This is a genomic window from Paraburkholderia sp. EG287B (genome assembly GCF_040965595.1).
GTDB lineage: Bacteria > Pseudomonadota > Gammaproteobacteria > Burkholderiales > Burkholderiaceae > Paraburkholderia.
The window spans coordinates 1-18,018 of the sequence record NZ_JBFRCG010000004.1; the positions used below are offsets into that span (position 1 = coordinate 1).

The following is an 18,018-nucleotide window of genomic DNA, read 5'->3' on the forward strand; positions in this document are numbered from 1 at the left end:
CGACGCGTTTTACAGCACGCCCACGGAATTTCATCAGCCGATGGAGATGCACGGCTGCACCGTCGTGCCTTCCGCCGACGGCCGCTATACCGTCTACGAAAAGACCCAGGGCGTGAGCAATACTCAGCAATACCTCATGAAGGTATTTGGCCTGGCGCAGGACCGCGTGCGCGTGATCTCGCCGTTCGTGGGCGGCGCATTCGGCTCCGGCCTGCGGCCGCAATATCATCTGCCGCTCGCGATGATGGCGGCGCGCGCGCTGCGCCTGCCCGTGCGCGTAGCGCTCACGCGCGCGCAAATGTTCACGTTCGGGCACCGGCCCGCCTCGATCCAGCACGTTGCGCTCGCCGCGCACAGCGACGGCCGCCTCGAAGCGATCATCCACGAAGCCGTGGGAGAAACCTCGCAGTTCGAGGACTTCACCGACGTGGTCGTCAACTGGACGGGACGGCTCTATCGCGCGCCGCACGTCCAGCTCGGCTACAAGCTCGGGCGGCTCGACGTGTACACGCCGCTCGACATGCGCGCGCCCGGCGCCGCGCAAGGCCTCTACGCGCTCGAATGCGCCATGGACGAACTGGCCGTCGCGCTGGACATGGACCCGCTCGAACTGCGCATCCGCAATTACGCCGACGAAGACGCGAACAAGCAGTTGCCGTATTCGAGCAAGGCGCTGCTCGACTGCTACGCGCAAGGCGCCGAGCGGTTTGGCTGGGGCGCGCGCATTGCCACGCCGCGTGCCATGCGCGAGGGCCACGAACTGGTGGGCTACGGCATGGCCACGGGCATCTGGGAAGCGTTGCAGACGGAGGCGACCGTGCGCGCCGTGCTCAATGCGCAAGGCCGCCTCGAACTCGCCAGCGCCACGGCCGATATCGGCACCGGCACCTACACCGCCATTTCGCAGATCGCCGCCGACGCGCTGCACATGGCCATCGACGACGTGGACTTCACGCTCGGCGACACGTCATTGCCGAGCGCGCCGATCGAGGGCGGCTCGTGGACCGTGGCTTCGGTCGGCAGCGCCGCATCGCTGGCCTGCACGCAACTGCGCTCGCGCCTCGCGCAACTGCTGCCCGCGCACGGCGGCGTGGCGTTCGCCAATCTCGACCCCGCCATGCTGGACGAAGCGCTCGTGATCGAAGGCGGCGAAGTGAGCCTGCACGAGAGCGCCGGCCGGCCCGAGACGCGCGCCCGCCTTGCCGACGTGTTCGCCGACGCGGGCATGAAAACGCTCGAAGCGCAGATCACGCTCGCGCCCGAGGCACTCCAGAAGCAGTATTCCATGGCGACGCATTCGGCCGTGTTCGCCGAAGTGCGCGTGGACGAAGCGCTCGGCGTGGTGCGTGTGGCGCGCGTGGTGAGCGCGGTCGCGGCGGGCCGCATCGTCAACCCGAAAACAGCGGCGAACCAGATCGCCGGCGGCGTGGTATGGGGCATCGGCATGGCGCTGCACGAGGAAGCGCAAATCGACCATACGCTCGGGCGCATCATGAACCACAACCTCGCGGAATATCACGTGCCGGTGAATCGCGACATCGGCGAGATCGACGTGCTGTTCGTGAACGAGCACGACGACGTGGTGAACCCGCTCGGCGCGAAGGGCGTGGGCGAGATCGGTGTGGTGGGCGTGGCCGCAGCGGTGGCGAACGCGATCTACAACGCCACGGGCAAGCGCGTGCGCGATCTGCCGATCACACTCGACAAGCTGCTGTGAAACCGGCCCGGACCCGAGACCATGAACGCAACCCGGGTGACGCGCCTCGAAGCCCGCGCCTATACGATCCCCACCGACGCCCCCGAAGCGGACGGCACGATCGCCTGGCGTTCCACCACGCTCGTGCTGGTCGAAATCGACGCGCTCGGCTTCACGGGCGTGGGCTATACCTATGCGCATGCGGGCGCCACGGCGCTCGTGGAGAGCGTGCTCGGCGACGCCGTGCGCCAGCACGACCTCTTCGACATCGCGCGCATCAACCTCGACATGCAGCGGGCCGTTCGCAACATCGGCCGGCCGGGCCTCGCGGCCTGCGCGATTTCCGCCGTCGATGCCGCGCTCTGGGACCTCAAGGCGAAGGCGCTCGGCATCCCGCTATGCGCGCTGCTCGGCATGCAGCGCGAGCGCGTGCCCGTGTACGGCAGCGGCGGCTTCACGAGCTACAACCTGAAAACGCTCACGAAGCAGCTGCGCGGCTGGGTCGAGGACGACGGCTGCGCGTGGGTCAAGATGAAAGTCGGTTCGCACCCGGCCGACGATCCGGCGCGCGTGGCGGCGGCGCGCCAGGCGATAGGCAACACAGCGGGCCTTTTCGTCGACGCCAACGGCGCGTATGAGATCAAGGAGGCGCAGCGACTCGCGCAATGCTTCGCGCAAGAGGACGTGCAGTGGTTCGAAGAGCCGGTCTCCTCGGACGACCGCCGCGGCCTCGCCGCGCTGCGCGCCGCCCTGCCCGCGCGCATGGCGCTCGCGGCGGGCGAATACGCCTATACGGCAGACGACTTCCGCGCGCTGCTGGAAAGCCACGCCGTGGACGTGCTGCAGGCCGACGCCACGCGCTGCTGCGGCGTCACCGGCTTTCTGCAGGCCGACGCGCTGTGCGATGCATGGCATACGCCGCTCTCGGCGCATTGCGCGCCGGCGCTGCATCTGCACGTGGCGTGCGCGGCGCGGCGCCTCGTGCATATCGAGTGGTTTCACGATCACGCGCGCATCGAAGCGATGCTGTTCGAAGGCGCGCCGCGCCTGCACGCCGGACGTATCGCGCCCGACCTCGCGCGCCACGGCCATGGCCTGACGTTCCGCCACGCCGAAGCCGAACGCTACGCGGTGCGCTGACGCGCCGTCATTCAACTGTCCGGTGGCCGCGCGGGCACCAGCTGCCAGCCGCCGGGGCAGGTCCTTACGTACGGGTAGTAGGTCTGCGACGCGACGCAGTAGTACCAGACGCCGTATGGCGCCTCGCCACCCTGGCCGCTTTGGCCGCCTTGCCCGTACTGCTCCTCGTTTTGATCGTACATATTGGCGCCGCCGTACTGGGGCTCGGCCTGGGCCTGGCCCTGGCCTTGTTCGATCCACTGCGTGGGCTGCGAAAAGTCGCCGGAAACGTAGGGGTAGTAGACGCTCGCGACGTACGGCGGATAGTAGTACGGATAGAACGGATAGCCGTAGATGAAGCCGGGGCCGAAGTAGAAGCCGACGCTCGCCGATCCGCAGCAGCCATACCAGCCGTGATAGTAGCCGCCGTGGTACCAGCCGTAGCCGTGGTAGTAGCCGCCGTGGTAATAACCGCCGTGATACCAGCCGCCGCCGTGATAGCTGCCGTTATAACCGCCGTGGTAGCCGCCGCTCCAGCCGCTGCCGCGATTCACGCCGCCATAGCCGCCGCCCCAGCCGCCTCCACCGCCGCCCCAGCCACCGCCGCCGCCATGCATCCATCCGCCGCCTCTCCCCGCGCTCGCCCCGGCGCTGATGCATAGCGCCACGAGCACGAGCAGGAGTCTGCACAATTCACGCCCTTTCATGATGCTTACCCCGGTAGCCGCTGACCGATACCCTGACCGATAGCCGTCTGGCTTCATAGATCAGTTTAGGCGTCGGAAGCCCATTTTTCCTGTGCGGGCGATCACGGCGCGTTACGGCTCGCGCCAGTCGTCCTGCCTCGCGATGATGGCCGCACCGATGAGTCCGCCGTCCTGCCGGAACGCGCCCGGAACCACGACGCGTTCGCGAAATTGCCGCAGCGTGCGCTTGCGCACGGCCGCATCCAGCGCGTCGATCAATGGGGCCACATTTGACAGGCCGCCGCAAACCGGGACGACCGAGGCGCCCGTGATATTGACCACGGCTGCGAGCGGTTCCGATACCAGTGCGAGCCAGGCGGCAACGGTGCGCCGCGCGCAAGCGCCGCCTCGCTGCCAGTCGTCGAGCAGGGTATGGCTGTCTTTCTGTTCGTCGTGCAGGAGTGCGTGGAGCCGTTCCAGACCGCGTGCCGCGCCGATGGTGTCGACGCAGCCCAGGCGCCCGCAGCCGCAACGCAAGGCGCTCACGGGCTGGGCGTGGCCCGTGCCGTCGAAGTCGACGTGCGTGCTGACGGGCAGCCCGTGGCCCCACTCGCCCGCGATGCCGCTCGCACCGCCGACCACACGGCCGCCCACGACGAGCCCGCCGCCGACACCGGAGCCGAGGACCACGCCAAACACGACATCGTGGCCCGCCCCCGCGCCCTCGACGGCCTCGGCCAAGGCGAGGCAGTCCGCGTCGTTGGCAATGCGGATGCGCCGCTGGAGCCGGGACGACAACGCCGCGCCGAGCACGCGGCCCGAGACGCAGGGGATGTTGGACGCGCAAATCACGCCGTTTGCGGGATCGATCGCCCCCGCCATCGAGATGACGAGGGGCGAGCGGGTCTCGCCGATATGCCGGGTCGCGAGGGCTTCGAGGGCCGCGCCGAACGCCTCCCAGCTGTCGACGGGCGTCGGCACGCTTTCCACGAGGCGTACGCTGCCCGGGCGGTCCGATACACCGAGCCTGATGTACGAGCCGCCGATGTCCGCAACAAAGACGCGTGGGTGTTGCCCTCGTTCAACGCTGGTGTCTGGCACCCTGACTCCTCGTTCAGTGCAGCGGCGACGGCGGCCGGCGGTTTCAGCGGGCGCGCACGAAATGATGCTCTATCTTCGCGCGCAACACGCCGTCGACGGCCGCGAGCTGTTCGCGCAGCCGGGCCGCCCGCCTTTCGGTCATGTCGCCAAATACGATTTTTTGCTCGAGCACGTCGCCGAAGCGGGTCACGGCCCATCGGTCGACGACCACCCGTTCGCCGTCGAGCACGCCGGCAGCGGTCGAAACAACGCCAAGATCCAGACCGGACACGAGATGAACGGTGTGAGTCAGCGTGAAACCAGGAAGGCAGTGCGACAGGTCTTCACAGACGGTCGACGAGGAGGAGGTGTCTTGATGCATGGTGGCTCCGGATGAAGGTTGATCGAACCGGTGCCAGCCAGGCTGTTCCCGTTTCGTTGCCGTTAATCGGCCGCATCGCCTCGAGGGCTTCCACCTTGCCCGGGAGGCAGGTTGGCGTCGGTCAGTCCGACTCTGGATGCTTTGCTGCTGCTTGATTTATTCTTGTTCGATATTCCGAACGAGCTTTCATTATACCGAAATCAGAACGCCGGGCAAGCAGTGCGGCCACGCGCAACTGCGCACCCGGCTTCCCGGCTTCCCGGCCTTCCGGCCCGCACGCTACTTCCTGGGAACTGTGCCGCGCGTTTCGGCAGCCCTGAGGAAATCGAAATCGGCGCCCTGGTCTGCCTGGGTCACGGTGTCCAGAAAGAGCTTGTGATAACCGCGGCTTGCCGTGGGCGCAGTCACCGGATTCGCCAGCGCCCGGCGCCGCAGTTCTTCGTCGTCCACGAGCAGGGCGATCTCGCGGTTGGCCACGCTCAAGCGGATGCGGTCGCCGTTGCGGACCTGCGCGAGCGGGCCGCCGATGGCGGCTTCCGGCGTGACGTGCAGCACGATCGTCCCGAATGCCGTGCCGCTCATGCGTCCGTCCGAAATCCGCACCATGTCTTTCACGCCGGCCCGCGCCAGCTTCTTCGGGATCGGGATATAGCCGGCCTCGGGCATGCCCGGCGCGCCTTTGGGCCCGATGCGCTTGAGGACGATCACGTCGTCGGCCTGCACGTCGAGGTCGTCGGAGTCGATGCGGTTCGCCATATCGGTCGCGTCTTCGAACACCACGGCGCGGCCCTCGTGCTCCATGAGTGCCGCCGAGGCGGCCGATTGCTTGATGACCGCGCCGCCCGGCGCAAGATTGCCGCGCAGTACGGCGAGGCCGCCTTGCGGGTAAATGGGCGCGCTGAGCGGCTTCACCACGTCCTGCGCGAAGCGCGGCCCGGCGCGCTCCATCTCCTCGCCCAGGGTGCGGCCGGTCACGGTCATGGCATCGAGATGCAGCAACGGCTTCAGCTCGTGCAGCAGCGTGGCCATGCCGCCAGCCCGATGAAAATCTTCCATGTAGTGCTCGCCGGACGGCTTCAGGTTGAGCAGCACCGGCGTTTCGCGGCCCATGCGGTCCACCGCGTCCAGATCGATGTCGAAGCCCATGCGCCCGGCAATAGCGGCGAGATGCACGATACCGTTGGTCGATCCGCCAATGGCCAGCAGCACCCGCAAGCCGTTCTCGAACGACTCGGCGCTGAGCACCTGGTCGATGGTGAGCCGCCGTTTCGCCATCGCCACGACTTGCGCGCCGGTCTGCTCGGCCACGCGCATACGGTCCGAGCTCACCGCCGGCGGCGAGGCCCCGCCCGGCGTCGTCATGCCCATGGCTTCCGCCACGCAGGCCATCGTGCTGGCCGTGCCCATGACGGCGCAGGTGCCGACGCTCGGCACGAGGCGGTCGTTCACCTCGGCGATCTCGTCCGCCGTAACTTCGCCCGCACGAAACTTGCCCCAGTAGCGGCGGCAATCCGTACACGCGCCGACGCGTTCGCCGCGATGCGCGCCCGTCACCATCGACCCGGTAATGAGCTGAATGGCCGGAATGCCCGCCGATGCCGCGCCCATCAACTGCGCAGGCACCGTCTTGTCACAGCCGCCGATGAGCACCACCGCGTCCATGGGCTGGGCGCGGATCATCTCCTCCGTATCCATCGACATGAGGTTGCGCATGAACATGCTGGTCGGCTGCGAAAAGCTCTCGTGGATGGAGATGGTCGGGAATTCCATCGGCAAGCCGCCCGCCAGCAGAACGCCGCGCTTGAGCGCCTCGAGCAGCTGGGGCACGTTGCCGTGGCACGGGTTGTACGCACTGCCCGTGTTCGTGATGCCGATGACGGGTCGCGCCAGCGCATCGTCGGTATATCCGGCGCCCTTGATGAAGGCCTTGCGCAGGAACAGCGAGAAGTCGGTGTCGCCGTAGTTCGTCAGTCCGCCACGCATGCCCTGCGGATCATGGGAATCTTTTTCGTCGGGGGAGTGCTTTTCGGACATAACCACCATCCTCGGGTCGGTTCATGCAGATTGATCGAAGTGCCGCCGCCGGTAAGGGTACTGCGAATCGCGCCATCGGCGAGGTGGGGAGCGGCCCGACGTGCGCGCCCACGACATTACAAAATACCTTCATTGGCGGATTGAACTCAATGCGCGCAAACTGGGTCAGTCAAGGTACCGGATTTGCTCGCTGTCTTCATTTCGGCCCACTGAAGCGAAATCATGTCGACGAAACCGACTCACCCTGCCTCTTCCAATGAAGCTTCCCGCGCGGCCCCCAGCGCGAAAGTGCCTGCGCATCCGCGCGGCGCACCGGCCGCGCCCGCCTCGCCCCCCGGCAAGCATCCCGCGCCGCCCTGCACGCTCGTGATCTTCGGCGCGGGCGGCGATCTGACCAAGCGCCTGTTGATGCCGGCGCTCTACAACCTCGCCGTCGACCGCCTGCTCGACGACGGCATGAAGATCATCGGCGTGAATCATGGCGAGCGCGAGACGAAGGCGTGGGCCGACGACCTGCACGCCTCACTCGAAAAATTCGCCGCCGACAAGGCGAGCACCTTCCACGCCGGCAAGCTCGACGACAAGGCGTGGGACTGGGTCGCGCAGCGCCTCACCTACATGGCGGGCGAATTCGAGGACGACAGCGCGTTCGAGCGCCTCGCGCAGCAGCTGAACGGCAAGTCGCGCGGCAGCGTCGTGTTCTATCTCGCCGTGGGCGCGCGCTTCTTCAAACCGATTATCGAGCGCCTCGGGCGGGCCGGGCTGCTCGACGAGGGCAACGACGGCAACGGCACGTTCCGCCGCGTCGTGATCGAAAAGCCCTTTGGCGCCGATCTCGCTTCGGCGCGCGACTTGAACCAGCATGTGCTGCGCGTCGCGAACGAATCGCAGGTTTATCGCATCGACCATTTCCTCGGCAAGGACACAGTGCAGAGCATTCTCGCGCTGCGCTTCGCCAACGCGATGTTCGAGCCCGTCTGGCGGCGCGAGTACATCGACAGCGTGCAGATCACGGCTTCGGAAGTGATCGGCGTGGAGGGCCGCGGCAAGTTCTACGAGCAGACCGGCGCGTTTCGCGACATGGTGCCCAATCACCTGTTTCAGCTGCTCGGCATGGTCGCCATGGAGCCGCCCAACTCGTTCGACGCCGAAGCCGTGCGCAACAAGAAGGCCGACATTTTCGATGCGCTCAAGCCGCTCACGCCCGACGACGTGGTGTTCGGTCAATACGCAAAAGGCCCGGCGGGCGTGGGCTACCGCGAAGAGCCGGACGTGGCGCAGGACAGCCGCACCGAAACCTATGCCGCCGCGCGCGTGCAGATCGACAACTGGCGCTGGGCAGGCGTGCCGTTCTATCTGCGTACCGGCAAGCGCCTCGCCGCCCGGCGCACGGAGATTTCGGTGCAGTTGAAAAGCGTGCCGTTCCTGCTCTTTCGCGACACGCCGGTCGATACGCTCACGCCCAACGTGCTGACGCTGCGTATCGACCCGTCGCATGGCACGAGCTTCGACTTCAACGTGAAGACGCCGGGGCCGGTCGTGCAGATCGGCCCCGTGCATTCGTCGTTCGACTACGACGACTTCTTCGCGGAGCGCGCCAACGTGGGCTACGAAACCCTGCTCTACGATTGCATGCTCGGCGACCAGACGCTCTTTCAACGCGCCGACGGCATTGAAGCGGCATGGTCGACCGTGGATGGCGTATTGCACCCGGAACTCGACGCCGCGCTTCCCGTGTACGAGTACGCCGCGGGCAGCGAAGGGCCGGCGCAGGCCGATGCGCTGCTCGCGCGCGACGGCCGGGCGTGGCGCGCCCTCGCGCCGGCGCCGGCGAAGAAGACGTGAACCCGACAGCCAAGGAGAACGTATGACCAGAATCGAAAAAGCGGTCAAGAAAAGTGCTGTGAAAAGCGCGGTCAGTGCAGCGCACACGCCGCAGGACATCGAAAATATTCTCGCCATCGACGTAGGCGGCACGGGCCTGAAGGCCGCGATCATCGACGCGAGCGGCGCGATGCGCACGCAGCGCGTGCGTGTGGCGACGCCGCATCCGTGCCCGCCCGCCTTGCTGGTCGAAACGCTCGCGACGCTCGCCGGCCCGCTGCTCAAGCAGTATCCGGCGACCCACGTTTCGATCGGCTTTCCTGGTTTCGTGCGCAACAATCATGTGATCACGGCGCCGCATCTCGGCCCCGACGACTGGAACGACGTGCCGCTCGCGCAGATGCTCGGCGAGCGCCTCGGCATTGCGTCGGTGCGCATGATCAACGATGCGGAAATGCAGGGCCTCGCCGCGATCGAAGGGGAAGGACTGGAATTCGTGATGACGCTCGGCACGGGCGTGGGCACAGCCATGTTCCGTGACGGCGAACTGATGCCGCACCTCGAACTCGCACATCATCCTGTCAGCAGGAAGCGCGCGTACGACGAGTACATCGGCGACGCCGCGCGCAGCAAGGCGGGGAACAAGCGCTGGAACGCGCGCGTCGAGAAGATCATCGGCATACTCGACTCGCTCGTGCACTACGACAAGCTGTGGATAGGCGGCGGCAACGCGGCTCGCCTCACATTCGATCTGCCGCCGAACGTGGCAACCGTGTCGAACGACCGGGGCATCGAGGGCGGCGCGCGCCTGTGGCATCCGCGCTCGGTGCGCGAAACGCGGCAGTTGCCCGCGGCCACCCAGCGCGCGGGCAAATTCCGCTAGCGGAGGGGTTAACTCACGCCGGGCCAGGGCAGCGCGCTGGCCCGCGTGCCCACCTTGCGCCCGACGATCTCGTAGATCGACACCTCGATGCCGCTTTCGCGCATTGCGGTTGCTGCGCGGCCCGAATGACCAGTGCGCCCCAGCCGCAATCGACATCGAGCACGCGGTGGCCCGGCTGCAGGCCGATTTTCGTGAGCACATGGTCGATCTTCTTGAGCTGCGCCGTGGCGAGGTCTTCTTCGCCGCTTTCGAACCACGCGCACGAGTAGACCATTCTCGGGTCCAGCCACATGGCGAAGTATTCGTTGGGCACATCGCCCAGGTGCGTGTCGCGCTCGGTCAGCACGCGCGTCGCAAATGATTTAAGGAATGCGCCAAACCCCTGTTTTGCTTTTCCCTCATCAGGCATCTATTTCTCCGTGTTGGCGCGTTGCGTTGTGCGGACAGGGCTCAGTGTTTGGCTTCGGCGCGCTCGTCCGTCATGCCCGGGCGCTTGCTGGTGGGTGCGAAGCGCTCGTTGCGCGGCACCCACACGCGGCGGAACTGTTCGCGCTCGCGCTCTTCCGTGAACACCGAAAGCGAAGGCTTGACGAGATCGTGGCGCGACACGATGCCGAGCAGGCGGCGGCTCTTGTCGTCGTCGACGACGGGAACGCGGTCGAGCCCCGTGATGGCCAGGCGCGCGGCCACGTTCCGGCAGGTCTCGCCGGGCAGCGCAACTTCGGGCAGTGCATCGGAGAAAAGCGCGCCGATGGGCGCATCCGCGGAACTGGGCAACGCACGGTCGAGCAGCGCGCGGTCGGCCATGCCCACGAGCACGCCGTTGTCGACCACGGGGAACGCGCGGAACTTCTGCTGCGCGCCGAAGTAGGTGCGCAGCACGTCGGCGACCGGCGTGCGGGCGTCGATCGATTGCACGCCCTTGGTCATGACCTCATCCACGTAGTGCCGCTCGAGCGGGTCGATGCTGTATTCGCGGTAAATGTGATAGCCACGGCGCGCGATCTTCTCGGTGAGAATCGAGCGGCGCATGAGCAGCACCGTGAAGCCGTACGCCACCGCCGCCGAAGCGAGCAGCGGCAGCAAGGCATTGGCGTCGCCCGTGAGTTCGAACGCGAACACGGCGGCCATGACCGGCGCGCGCATCATGCCGCCGAGCGCGGCCGCCATGAAGATGAGCGGCCACACCGCGGGCTCGTGGCCCGGCATGTAGGGGCCGGCCAGCGCGCCCACGCCCGCGCCCATCATCAGCAACGGTGCGAGCACACCGCCCGAGGTGCCCGAGGCAAGCGCAATGACCCAGATGATGGCCTTTACGACCACGATGCCGATCACCGCCTGCATGGCGAGGTGGTTGTGCAGCAGGTCGCCGATCACGTCGTAGCCCACGCCGAGCGTGCGCGGCTGAAAGTACCCGCCAATGCCCACCGCGATGGCGCCGAGCGCCGGCCACCACATCCAGTGGATCGGCAGCTTGCCGAACAGGTCCTCGACCTTGTAGAGCCACGTGGACAGGCCCCACGACAACGCGCCCGCGACGAGCCCGGCAATGCACGACGACACGATGCCGACCGTGCCGAGCGGCATGGTTTGCAGCGGAAAGAGCGGGCCGCTGCCGAGCAGCAGCGGACGCGTGAAGCCGGCGACGGCGCAGGCAATGGCGACGGGCAGCAGGCTGCGCGGCCGCAATTCGAACAGCAGCAGCTCGATGGCGAGCAGCACGGCGGCGACCGGCGTGCCGAACACCGCGGTCATGCCCGCCACCGCACCCGCCACGAGCAGCGCCTTGCGCTCCGCCCCCGAGAGGTGGAAGAACTGCGCGATGAGCGAGCCGATCGCCCCGCCCGTCATGATGATCGGGCCTTCGGCCCCGAACGGGCCGCCGCTGCCGATCGCAATGGCGGAGGCGAGCGGCTTGAGCACGGCGACTTTCGGCGACATCTTGCTCTTGCCGAACAAGATGGCTTCGATGGCTTCGGGAATGCCGTGGCCGCGGATCTGCTCGGAGCCATAGCGCGCAATCAGCCCCACGATCAGGCCGCCGATCACCGGCATCGCGACCACGAGCAGGCCGAGCGTGTTCTCGGCCGGCGAATGATTCGCCGTGGAAAACGACTGGAAGAAGAACAGGTTCGTGAAGAAGCGGATGAGGTGCAGGAGAAAGTCCGCCGCGACGGTGCTCAGCGCGCCGCCGGCGGCCGCAATGGCGCTAATGCGCAGAAGCCGGACATCGGTCGCGAAATCGCCCCTGTCGCCGTTGTGATTGCTCATGGTTCCTCTTGCCGCTCGAAATCGGTCAGTAACGTCCTCCGCACTTTATATCACATTATGATGTAACTCGTGGCACTGGCTGAATCTGTCGCCGCTCAAGCGCGGGCAGCGCCGCTACCCTTGCGCGCTTGCCCGCCCCCATCGGCAAAGAGTTCGATCACGAGTTCGCGCAGCCAGCGGTTGCCTTCGTCGTGCTGCACGCGCGCGTGCCAGAGCAAGTGAATCGGCGCGGCGGGCAGCTTCATGGGCAGCGCGCTCAGGCTCAGCGAAAACGGCTTCGCCAGTTGCAGCGCCAGCCGCTCCGGCACGGTGGCGATCAGATCGGTGCGTTCGAGGATGTAGCCCACGCTCATGAAGTGCGGCACCGAAAGCCGCACCTGACGCTTCACGCCGCGCCGTTTCAGCCACTCGTCGACCTGGCCGTGCCCCGTGCCCGCCGACACCACCACCAGATGCTCGGCCTCGCGCCAGGCCGCGAGCGTGAGCGCCGCGTTCTCGAGCGGATGCCCCCGCCTGAAAAGGCAGACATAGCGCTGATCGAAGAGGCGCCGCTGATAGAAGCCGCCCTTGAGTTGCGGCAGCAACCCGATGGCCAGATCGACCCGGCCATCGGCCATCTCGTCGCTGAGATTGACGCCCGTATTGCGCACGGTATTGAGCGCGACGCCCGGGGCTTCGCGCGCGAGGCGCTCGAGCAGCGCGGGCAGAAACACGACCTCGCCGATGTCGGTCATGCCGATCGTCATGGTGCGCGTGGCGCGCAGCGGATCGAAGCCGGTCACGGGATTGAGCGCGCCGTGCAGCGTGGCGAGCGCCTGCGCGACCGGCTCCGCGAGACGCAGCGCGAACGGCGTGGGCACCACGCCGCCCGGCCCGCGCACGAAGAGCGGATCGCCCAGCAGGCGGCGCAGCTTCGCGAGCGCGTTGCTCACGCCGGGCTGGCTCATGTTCATCTGCTCGGCCACGCTCGCCACGCGCCGCTCGCGCATGAGCCGATGAAAAAGCAGCAGCAGGTTGAGATCGATGTCACCCAGTTCCATTCATTCAATCCAGTGATGAAGCAGATTCATTCCATTTTATTGTGGAATGAGAAGCGGCTGCCGAGAATGCCGACACGGTGTGAGCGTGACGAACCAGCGCCAGCCGACCCCACATATCTGAATATCGGAGACACAGTCATGAAACCACGTGATCTGAAGATTGCGATCGTCGGCGCTGGCATCGGCGGCCTCACACTCGCGCTCGCGCTGCGCGAGCACGGCATCGACGCGCAACTCTTCGAGCAGACCGACGAGCTGCGCGAAGTGGGCGCGGCCGTCGCGCTCTCGGCCAACGCCACACGCTTCTACGAGCGCATGGGCCTGCGCCCGGCCTTCGAGAAAGTCTGCGCGGAAGTGCCGGGGCTCGTCTATCGCGACGGCCGCAGCGGCGCGGTGATCGGCCACCATCGCGGCGCACCGGACTCCCGCGGGCAATTCGGCGGCTCGTACTGGGGCGTGCATCGCGCCGATCTGCAAGCGGTGCTGTCGGGCGCGGTCGGGCTCGAGCGCATCAAGCTCAGCCATCGGCTCGTCGATCTCGCGCAGCATGCCGATCGCGTGAGCCTGACGTTCGCCAACGGCGAACGCGTCGATGCCGATCTCGTGATCGGCGCCGACGGCGCGCGCTCGATCACGCGGCGCTGGATGCTGGGCTACGACGACGCGCTGTATTCGGGCTGCTCGGGCTTTCGCGGCGTGGTGCCCGCGGAGCGCGTGGACCTGTTGCCCGATCCCGAGACCATCCAGTTCTGGGTCGGGCCGGGCGGCCATCTGCTGCACTATCCGATTGGCGACAAGGGCGACCAGAATTTCCTGCTGGTCGAGCGCCATCCCTCGCCGTGGCCGTCGCGCAAGTGGGTCATGCCCGCCCAGGAGGGCGAGCAACTGCGCCTTTTCAGGGACTGGCACCCGGCCGTCGTGCAGATGATCACCGCCGCGCCGATCAGCCAGCGCTGGGGGCTGTTCCACCGCCCGCCGCTCGGCCGCTGGAGCAAGGGCCGCATCACGCTGATCGGCGACGCCGCGCATGCGCTCGTGCCGCACCACGGCCAGGGCGCGAACCAGTCGATCGAGGATGCCGTGGTGCTGGCCGACCAACTGGCGAAGGCGGGACCCGGCAACTGGCACGAAGCGCAGGAAGCCTACGAGCGCCTGCGCCGGGGCCGCACGCGCAAGGTGCAGTACGCTTCGATCACCACGGCGGACGTGCTGCATCTGCCCGACGGCCCCGCCGCGCGGGAACGCAACGCCCGGCTCGGCTCGCGCGAGGGCGTGCTCAATCATCTGGACTGGATCCACGATTTCGACGCGCTTGCGCAGGAGCCGAACGAGCGCCAAGGGGGGACGTGGCTGTAAAAGGGGCCGGCAAGTTGCACAGTTAATGATCCGTTAATCTCGGCACGCTAGAATCGCCGCTTTCAACCGACCATTTCTGAGCACGGAGCGCCCATGCAAATCGCCGCCGATTCGCGCTATGACTTCGTAGCGCGCCTGCTTCACTGGCTCGTCGTCGCACTCGTGGCGGCGCAGTTCGTGATCGGCTGGACCATGCCCGACGTGCACCGCGACACGCGCCCCGTTGGCGAAATTGCGTGGCATCTGGGCGTCGGCACGGCGCTCGTCGCCGCCATGGTGTGCCGTCTGGTCTGGCGCGCCACCCATCGCCCGCCGCCCGACGACCAGACGCCGTTCATGCGCGCCGTGGCGGCCCTCACGCATGTCGGTCTCTACGCCCTGCTCATCGCGGTGCCGGTGCTCGGCTGGATCAACGCCTCGTCGCGCGCATGGGACGTCACGCTGTTCGGCGCCATCCCCCTGCCCGCGCTCTCCGCTGCGGGATCGTCGTTCGGGCACGCCATGGGCGACGTCCACAGCGTGCTCGCGTGGGTGCTGTTCGCGTTCATCTGCCTGCATGTGGCCGCGGCGCTGTTTCATCGTTTCGTGCTCAACGATCGTGTCTTGCAGCGCATGAAGCTCTAACGCCAGCGGTCATTGGCCGCGCGGCGGCGCGTCCGGCTCGGTCACGAAGCCGACCTTCGCGAGTCCTGCGGCGCTCGCCGCCGCGAGCAGCTGCGCGACACGCCCGTACGGCGTGGCGCGATCGGCCGAGAGCCGGATTTCGGGCTGCGGGGTGAGCCGCGCGGCTTCCGCCAGCCGCGCCGATAGACCGGACTCCTGAACAGGCTGCGCGTTCCAGCTCATGTGGCCGAGCGCATCGACGACGATGTCGACGTGCGGCGCCGCCAGATCCTCGCGCTGGCTGGTCGCGCGCGGCAACGCCAGATGCGCGGATTGGTGCAGAACCGGCAGCGTCACCATGAAGATGACGAGCAGCACGAGCATCACGTCGATCAGCGGCGTCATGTTGATGTCGGCCGCCGGCATCGCTTCGTCTTCCAGATCGCGATCGTCGTTCATACCCGTTCCTTCATCGGCGCAGGCGCGCTGCCCGTGAGCAACAGCGCGTGCACCCCGTAGGCGAAGCGGTTGAGCTGCGCGACGATATCGCGCGAGACACGCGCGAGCGCGTGGTGGCCAAGCACGGCGGGAATCGCCACGCACAGGCCGAGCGCCGTCATGATGAGCGCCTCGCCAACCGGCCCCGCGACGTGTTCGAGACTGGCGTCGCCACTGGCGCCGAGTGCGAGCAGCGCATGGTAGATGCCCCACACGGTGCCGAGCAGGCCGGCGAACGGCGCCGTGCTGCCGATCGAGGCAAGCAGGCCAAGGCCGCGCTGAAGACGCGTCGAGCTCTCGCTCACCGAAGCCCTGAGGCTGCGCAGCAGCCACTCGCTCAGATCGACGCGCCCGCGGTGCCCGGCGCTGCTCGCCTCGTGGTGCGCCAGCGCGCGCTGGCCGGCGCTGGCCAATTCGAAGAACGGCGTGCCGGGGCGGCCCAAGGCGTCGACGCCATCGTCGGCGTCGCCGGCTTCCCGGAAGCGCCTTTGCGCGGCGCCGCCATGGCGGCGCAGATGCGCGAACTCGCACGCCTTCAACACGATCACCGCCCACGACACGACCGACATCGCTATGAGCAGCGCCGCCACGAAGCGCGTCATCGGATCGCCCTGAGCCCACAGGTGCGCGATTCCATAGGTTGGCATGTGGTCCTCCGTTTCATTCGCTGAGGGTGAACGTGAACGGCACGTCGGCGCGTGCGGGCGCCGGCTTGCCGTCCTCGGCATACGGTTGGCAACGGCTCGCGAGCGCGGCGGCGCGCGCCGCTTCGTCGAGCCTCGTGTAGCCGCTCGTCGTCGCTACGCGCGCGGCGACTACATGGCCGTCCGCTGCGGTATCGACTTCGATGATGGCCGTGCCCGCCTCGGCGCGGCGCAAGGACTGCGCGGGGTAGTCGGGCTTCGTGAGCGCGCAGTCCAGATGGGCGACCCGGCGCGGCGTGTCCGCGGCCGGCGCCTGGGCGACGGGGGCGGGTTGCGATTGCGGCTGCGATCCGGCGAGGCGTTCCGTTGGCATTGCGGCTTCGGGGGCAGCATGTGCGGCAGGTGCTGCCGCTGGCGACCAGGGCGTGCGGGTGACGCTTTGCGCGTGCACCGGCGCCGCTGGACGCGTTCGAGCCGGCTGCACAGGATCGCTTCGGATTGCTTCATGAGTTGACCGACTCGGCGAGGACGTTCGCGCAGGCGCTTCGCTCTTGTGCGACTCCGGCGCGATCAGCACGGCGTCCACGACCCTCACGCGCACCGGCATGGCGTGCGACGCGCTCGCCCCCCAGCGTGCCACCGCGATCAGCGCGGCATGCAGCGCGAGCACGCCCGCAACCACAGCGGCAATTGCAGCACGCCGCCCCAACACGTGCGGGCCGAATACCACACGCTCACCGCGATTGAAGCGCGCAACGACCGACGCCATGTCGATTCTCCACTCAAAGCGCGAGCGAGTTCTGCCTGCTGCGGAACACGATCGGCCGCTCGTCGTCGCGCGTTGGCCGTCTCGCGAATGCCACGGTCTGCACGATGCGGTCGTGATGCGGCGACTTCGCGCACACGGGGTCGGCCGCGGCGGCGTCGCCGGTCAGCAGGTAGGCCTGGCATCGGCAGCCGCCATGATCGGCGTGACGCTCGTCGCAACTGCGGCAGGGCTCGCGCATCCAGCCGTCCCCGCGAAACGCGTTGAACGCTTCGCTCTCGTACCAGATCTGCTGCAGCGGCACGTCGCGCACGTTCGCCAGCACGAGGCCCGGCAGCGAACGCGCCGCGTGGCAAGGCAACGCCGCGCCATCGGGCGCCACGCCGAGAAACACGCTGCCCCAGCCGCTCATGCACGCTTTGGGCCGTTGTTCGAAGTAGTCGGGCACGACGAACAGAATGCGGCAACGCTCGCCAATCCGGGCGCGATAGCGATTCACGGTCTCCTCCGCTTCGCGAAGCTGCTCGGCGGTGGGCATCAATTGATCGCGGTTGAGCATGGCCCAGCCGTAATACTGCGTGTTCGCAAGCTCCAGATAGTCGGCGCCCAGTTCGAGCGCCATGTCGATGATCTGCGCGATATGCGGCAGGTTGAAGCGATGCAGCACGCAGTTGAGGACCATGGGATAGCCATGCGCCTTCACGAGCCGCGCAACGTTGCGCTTGAGTTCGAACGTGCGCGTGCTCGTGAGAAAGTCGTTGAGTTCGCGCGTGGAATCCTGCATCGACACCTGGATATGATCGAGCCCGGCCGCCTTGAGCCGCTCGATGCGCTCGACGTTCAAGCCGATCCCGGACGTGATCAGGTTCGTATAGAAGCCAAGCTGGCGCGCATGCGCGACGAGCGCTTCCAGGTCGTCGCGCAGCAGCGGCTCGCCGCCGGAGAAACCGATCTGCGCCGCGCCCAGTTCACGAGCGGCGCTGATGGTCGCGCGCCATGTTTCGGTGTCGAGTTCTTCGCCGTGCCGCGCGAAGTCCACCGGGTTGTAGCAGAACGCGCAATGCAGCGGGCAGCGATAGGTCAGCTCGGCGAGCAGCCAGAGCGGCCTGGGCGGGAGTGCGGTAGCGGTCGCCATG

16 protein-coding genes, 1 pseudogene and 1 riboswitch are annotated in these 18,018 nt (G+C 67.4%); of the genes and pseudogenes, 6 read left to right on the top strand and 11 right to left on the bottom strand.

The features are described from left to right. Positions 1-1,717: xanthine dehydrogenase family protein molybdopterin-binding subunit (locus AB4Y40_RS07490; protein ID WP_368687125.1), on the top strand; the 1,717-nt coding region annotated here is incomplete at its 5' end. A 21-nt stretch (positions 1,718-1,738) separates the two neighbouring features. Beyond that, the gene (locus tag AB4Y40_RS07495) at positions 1,739-2,836 is read left to right on the top strand and encodes an enolase C-terminal domain-like protein (RefSeq protein WP_368687126.1); all 1,098 of its coding nucleotides are present in this window, start codon (positions 1,739-1,741) and stop codon (positions 2,834-2,836) included. 11 nt (positions 2,837-2,847) lie between these two features. Here AB4Y40_RS07495 and AB4Y40_RS07500 read toward each other — a convergent pair whose 3' ends face one another. From AB4Y40_RS07500 to AB4Y40_RS07515, 4 genes are all read right to left on the bottom strand, one after another. Beyond that, positions 2,848-3,522 (bottom strand): hypothetical protein, encoded by a 675-nt coding sequence (locus tag AB4Y40_RS07500; RefSeq protein WP_368687127.1) that lies wholly within the window; start codon positions 3,520-3,522, stop codon positions 2,848-2,850. Positions 3,523-3,633: 111 nt separating this feature from the next. After that, on the bottom strand, positions 3,634-4,602 hold the full coding sequence (locus AB4Y40_RS07505) for an ROK family protein (RefSeq protein ID WP_368687128.1): 969 nt from the start codon (positions 4,600-4,602) through the stop codon (positions 3,634-3,636). 43 nt (positions 4,603-4,645) lie between these two features. Then, entirely contained in the window at positions 4,646-4,963 is a 318-nt protein-coding gene (locus AB4Y40_RS07510; protein WP_368687129.1) for a hypothetical protein, read from the bottom strand. Positions 4,964-5,005: 42 nt separating this feature from the next. Next, a riboswitch (SAM-I-IV-variant riboswitch) is annotated at positions 5,006-5,108 on the bottom strand. Between the two features lie 134 nt (positions 5,109-5,242). Next, a complete protein-coding gene (locus AB4Y40_RS07515; RefSeq protein WP_368687130.1) occupies positions 5,243-6,997 on the bottom strand; it encodes an IlvD/Edd family dehydratase in 1,755 nt (584 codons plus the stop codon). 222 nt (positions 6,998-7,219) lie between these two features. On the opposite strand from AB4Y40_RS07515, the gene zwf reads away from it, so the two are divergent. After that, positions 7,220-8,842, top strand: a complete 1,623-nt coding sequence (gene zwf / locus AB4Y40_RS07520; RefSeq protein ID WP_368687131.1) for a glucose-6-phosphate dehydrogenase — start codon at positions 7,220-7,222, stop codon at positions 8,840-8,842. Between the two features lie 22 nt (positions 8,843-8,864). After that, positions 8,865-9,704: an ROK family protein gene (locus AB4Y40_RS07525; RefSeq protein WP_368687132.1), complete on the top strand. Its 840-nt coding sequence runs from the start codon at positions 8,865-8,867 to the stop codon at positions 9,702-9,704. A gap of 115 nt (positions 9,705-9,819) precedes the next feature. On the opposite strand, the pseudogene AB4Y40_RS07530 reads toward AB4Y40_RS07525, so the two are convergent. The 3 genes and pseudogenes from AB4Y40_RS07530 to AB4Y40_RS07540 form a co-directional block, all read right to left on the bottom strand. Continuing rightward, positions 9,820-10,050: pseudogene (locus AB4Y40_RS07530) on the bottom strand (class I SAM-dependent methyltransferase); the annotation flags it as partial. A gap of 104 nt (positions 10,051-10,154) precedes the next feature. Further along, positions 10,155-11,975, bottom strand: a complete 1,821-nt coding sequence (locus tag AB4Y40_RS07535; protein WP_368687133.1) for a chloride channel protein — start codon at positions 11,973-11,975, stop codon at positions 10,155-10,157. A gap of 95 nt (positions 11,976-12,070) precedes the next feature. Continuing rightward, on the bottom strand, positions 12,071-13,015 hold the full coding sequence (locus AB4Y40_RS07540; protein WP_368687134.1) for a LysR family transcriptional regulator: 945 nt from the start codon (positions 13,013-13,015) through the stop codon (positions 12,071-12,073). Positions 13,016-13,153: 138 nt separating this feature from the next. Between AB4Y40_RS07540 and AB4Y40_RS07545 the strand changes: the two genes are divergently transcribed. Together AB4Y40_RS07545 and AB4Y40_RS07550 are read left to right on the top strand one after the other, a co-directional pair. Further along, on the top strand, positions 13,154-14,371 hold the full coding sequence (locus tag AB4Y40_RS07545) for an FAD-dependent monooxygenase (protein ID WP_368687135.1): 1,218 nt from the start codon (positions 13,154-13,156) through the stop codon (positions 14,369-14,371). Between the two features lie 99 nt (positions 14,372-14,470). Next, positions 14,471-14,995: a cytochrome b gene (locus AB4Y40_RS07550; RefSeq protein ID WP_342923619.1), complete on the top strand. Its 525-nt coding sequence runs from the start codon at positions 14,471-14,473 to the stop codon at positions 14,993-14,995. Between the two features lie 9 nt (positions 14,996-15,004). Here AB4Y40_RS07550 and AB4Y40_RS07555 read toward each other — a convergent pair whose 3' ends face one another. The 4 genes from AB4Y40_RS07555 to pqqE are packed head-to-tail and all read right to left on the bottom strand — an operon-like array spanning position 15,005 to position 18,017. After that, positions 15,005-15,433, bottom strand: coding sequence for an ExbD/TolR family protein (locus AB4Y40_RS07555; protein WP_368687136.1), 429 nt, complete (start codon positions 15,431-15,433; stop codon positions 15,005-15,007). Beyond that, the gene (locus tag AB4Y40_RS07560) at positions 15,430-16,119 is read right to left on the bottom strand and encodes a MotA/TolQ/ExbB proton channel family protein (RefSeq protein WP_368687137.1); all 690 of its coding nucleotides are present in this window, start codon (positions 16,117-16,119) and stop codon (positions 15,430-15,432) included. The genes AB4Y40_RS07555 and AB4Y40_RS07560 overlap by 4 nt, the downstream gene beginning before the upstream one ends. Before the next feature lie 13 nt (positions 16,120-16,132). After that, on the bottom strand, positions 16,133-16,885 hold the full coding sequence (locus AB4Y40_RS07565) for an energy transducer TonB (protein ID WP_368687138.1): 753 nt from the start codon (positions 16,883-16,885) through the stop codon (positions 16,133-16,135). A 13-nt stretch (positions 16,886-16,898) separates the two neighbouring features. Further along, positions 16,899-18,017 (bottom strand): pyrroloquinoline quinone biosynthesis protein PqqE, encoded by a 1,119-nt coding sequence (gene pqqE / locus AB4Y40_RS07570; protein WP_368687139.1) that lies wholly within the window; start codon positions 18,015-18,017, stop codon positions 16,899-16,901. Position 18,018 lies beyond the last annotated feature (1 nt).